General features: G+C 65.8%; 3 protein-coding genes and 1 pseudogene. 3 read left to right on the top strand and 1 reads right to left on the bottom strand.

The window, feature by feature from the left end; all coding sequences use genetic code 11:
• A pseudogene (locus ACT84W_RS04900) lies at nucleotides 1-187 on the bottom strand (threonine synthase); the annotation flags it as partial.
• A 110-nt stretch (nucleotides 188-297) separates the two neighbouring features.
• Here ACT84W_RS04900 and ACT84W_RS04895 point away from each other — a divergent pair.
• The 3 genes from ACT84W_RS04895 to ACT84W_RS04885 form a co-directional block, all read left to right on the top strand.
• A complete protein-coding gene (locus ACT84W_RS04895; protein WP_432290466.1) occupies nucleotides 298-1,419 on the top strand; it encodes a homoserine dehydrogenase in 1,122 nt (373 codons plus the stop codon).
• A 21-nt stretch (nucleotides 1,420-1,440) separates the two neighbouring features.
• Nucleotides 1,441-2,778, top strand: coding sequence for an aspartate kinase (locus ACT84W_RS04890; RefSeq protein WP_444328397.1), 1,338 nt, complete (start codon nucleotides 1,441-1,443; stop codon nucleotides 2,776-2,778).
• Between the two features lie 43 nt (nucleotides 2,779-2,821).
• A partial coding sequence (locus tag ACT84W_RS04885) for an aspartate-semialdehyde dehydrogenase (RefSeq protein WP_444328396.1) occupies nucleotides 2,822-3,529 on the top strand: 708 nt, incomplete at its 3' end.

Here is a 3,529-nt window from a genome sequence, read left to right as displayed (position 1 = left end):
GCGTCCCCAGGACGTCGCGGGCGGTCTCCTGGAACCCCTGGGCGCAGATCTTCGCGAGGTCGAGCTTATGCTCGCCGACCCAGTCGGCGACGTAGAGCCCGCCGTCGGGCGCGATGCCGCGCAAGATAGCTTGCTTACTTGTTACGTTCTCGGATTTGCCTCGCGTGCTGTGGTAGAACGAATTCACTGTTGGCTCCTTGCGTCCAGTCGTTACCACGGATACTGTCCGTAATCATACCTGCAGCGCTCGGGGCCCCGGCCTATAGTCACAGATTCGAAAGATTGGACCCGCCGCTCATGAAAATCGCCCTTCTCGGCTACGGCACGGTCGGCCGCGGCGTCGACCAGATCATCCGCGACCGCGTGGGCTCCGTTGAGGTGGCCCGCATCCTCGAGCTCCCCGACCGCCTGACCGACCCCCGCATGACGTCCGACTACGAGCAGATCGTCCAGGACCCGGACATCGACCTCGTCGTCGAGTGCATGGGCGGCGTCGAGCCAGCCCACACCTTCATCATGAAGGCGCTCGCCTCGGGCAAGCACGTGGTCACGTCCAACAAGGCGGTCGTCGCGGCGCACTTCGCCGAGTTCGCCGAGGCCGCTCTCTATAACCGAGTGAGCCTCTTCATCGAGGCCTCCGTCGGCGGCGGCATCCCCTGGATCGCCGGGATCGAGAAGGCCCGCCGCATCGACGAGGTCACCTCGTTCAAGGGCATCATGAACGGCACCACTAACTACATCGTCTACCAGATGCTCAAGGACGGCGCCGAGTTCGCGGACGTCCTCGCCGAGGCGCAGCAGATGGGCTACGCCGAGCGCGACCCCTCCGCTGACATCGACGGCATCGATGTCATGAACAAGACGATCATCACCGCCTCGGCCGCCTTCGACGTCGCGTGCACCCATGACCTGCCGGTCTCGGGCATCCGCAACCTCACCAAGGCCGACCTCGACCTCTTTGCTGCGAAGGGTCGAACGGTCAAGCTCCTCGGGCGCGGCGTCCAGGCGGACGGCTCCTACGCCGTCGCCGTCGAGCCGGTCGCGCTCTCCTCCGACTCCCTCGAGGCGCACGTCCCCTCGAACTTCAACCTGGTCACCCTCGACGGCCAGACCGTCGGCGAGCTCAAGTTCTACGGCCAGGGCGCCGGCAGCCTGCCCACCGGCAACGCCATCGTCCAGGACGTCCTCGACTGCGCCGCCGGGCGCCGTCCCGTCTACGACTTCAGCCGCGGCCTGGCGTACAAGCCTGAGCTTCTTCGCGCCGACTACGTGCTGCGAACTACCTGCGCGCCGGCCGGCGCCGAGGAGTACGCCCCGGGCGCCTGGCTTGTGCGCGACCTCACGGCGGTCGAGGCGCGCGCGGCGCTCGACGCGGCGCTCGCGGCCGACCCCACCTCGTTTATGGCAGCCCTCGGGTAATCGGAACGGAAACCAACACACATGATCAAGATCGCGAAGTTCGGTGGCTCGTCGGTCGCCTCCGCCGAGCAGTTCAAGAAGGTCAAGGCAATCGTCGAGTCCGACCCCGACCGCAAGTTCGTCGTGGTTTCGGCCTCCGGCAAGCGCTTCTCGGGCGACAACAAGATCACCGACCTGCTCCTGCTCGTGAACGCGCACGTCAAGTACGGCGTTGACTGCACTTCTTTGCTGGGCGACATCCAGCAGCGCTACCAGGACATCGTCGACGAGCTCGGGCTCACGTGGCCGCTCGCCGCTAAGTTCGAGGCCTTCGCCAACAACATAAAGAAGCACTCCCCGGAGTACGTGGTGAGCCGTGGCGAGTGGTTCACCGCCAACCTCATGGCCGAGTATCTCGGCATGCCCTTCGTCGATGCCGCCGACGTCGTGGTCTTCCACCACGACGGCACGGTCGACATGGAGCGCACGGCCGCCCGCCTGAAGGACGTCATGGTCCGTAAGGGCTCCTTCGTCCTGCCGGGCTTCTACGGTGCCACGGTCGATGGCCAGATCAAGCTCTTCCAGCGCGGCGGCGGCGACATCACGGGCGCCATCCTGGCCCGCTGCGTCGACGCGAACCTCTACGAGAACTGGACCGACGTGTCCGGCTTCCTTTCGGCCGACCCGCGCATCGTCGACCACCCGCGCTCGATTCGCCGCATCACCTTCGACGAGATGCGCGAGCTCTCCTACATGGGAGCCTCCGTGCTCCAGGAGGAGGCCATCTTCCCGGTTCGCGAGGTCAACATCCCCATCCAGATCAAGAACACGAACCGCCCGGCCGACGAGGGCACCATCATTCGCGAGAACGCGGAGGCGGGCGAGGACGAGCACCTCATCACCGGCATCGCCGGAAAGAGGGACTTCATCAGCGTCCACATAAAGAAGGCGCACATGTCCAACGAGGTCGGCCTCGTGCGCAAGACCCTCGCCATCTTCGAGCGCTACGGGGTCTCGGTCGAGCACATCCCCACGGGCGTCGATTCCTTCGGCGTGGTCGTCAACGGCGCCGACGTGCGCGATTCGATCTACTCCATCATCTCGGATATCCGCAAGGAGATCCGCCCCGACGACATCAGCATGGTCGACAAGCTCGCCCTCATCTCCGTCGTCGGCCGCAACATGTCCAAGCGCTCCGGCACCTCGGGCAAGATCTTCGGCGCGCTGGGCGACGCGGGCATCAACATCCGCATGATCACGCAGTCCTCGCAGGAGATCAGCATCATCATGGGCGTGAACAACGAGGACTTCGAGCGGGCCATCAAGGTCATCTACGACCGCTTTGTCCGCGACGAGGTCATCACCTCCGCCGATAAGTAATCGGCTCCGACCGCGAATTCCGCTCTCCGGAAGGGAGAAACACATGGCTGGTAAGGTTGTCGCTATCCTGGGCGCCACGGGCGTCGTCGGGACCCAGATGCTCGAGTGCCTCGAGGAGCGGGATTTCCCCGTGGAGCGGCTCGTTCCGCTGGCGTCCGCCCGCTCCGTGGGCAAGAAGATCGTCTTCCGCGGCGAGGAGGTCCCCGTCGAGCTCGCTTGCCCCGAGGCCTTCGACGGCGTTGACATCGTCCTGGGTGCCGCGGGCGACGAGACCGCCAAGGAGCTGCTGCCCGAGGCCGCGCGCCGCGGCGCCGTGTGCGTCGACAACTCGCATGCGTTCCGCCTCGACGCCGATGTGCCTCTGGTGATCCCCGAGATCAACGCCGGCGACATCGCGAACCACCCGCGCAACATCATCGCGAACCCCAATTGCGCGACCATCATCGGCCTCGTGCCGACGTTCCCGCTGCATGAGGCTGCGGGGCTCAAGCGCCTGATCGTCTCGACCTACCAGGCCGCGTCCGGCGCCGGCATGCCGGGCCTGCGCGAGCTCGAGCGCGAGAGCCGTGTGCTCGCCGAGGGCGGCGAGGTGGGGGAGACCGCGCCCTTCGCCTACCAGCTCGCTTACAACCTTATCCCGCAGATCGGAGGCTTCAAGGACGAGGGCTACACGTCCGAGGAGTGGAAGATGCAGAACGAGGGCCGCAAGATCATGCACCTGCCCGAGGTCCGCGTGAACGGCACCTGCGTG

The organism is Paratractidigestivibacter sp. (assembly GCF_052362415.1).
GTDB lineage: Bacteria > Actinomycetota > Coriobacteriia > Coriobacteriales > Atopobiaceae > Paratractidigestivibacter.
Note: the sequence above shows the minus strand (reverse complement) of the source record. Positions and strands in the feature narration are given on the sequence as shown.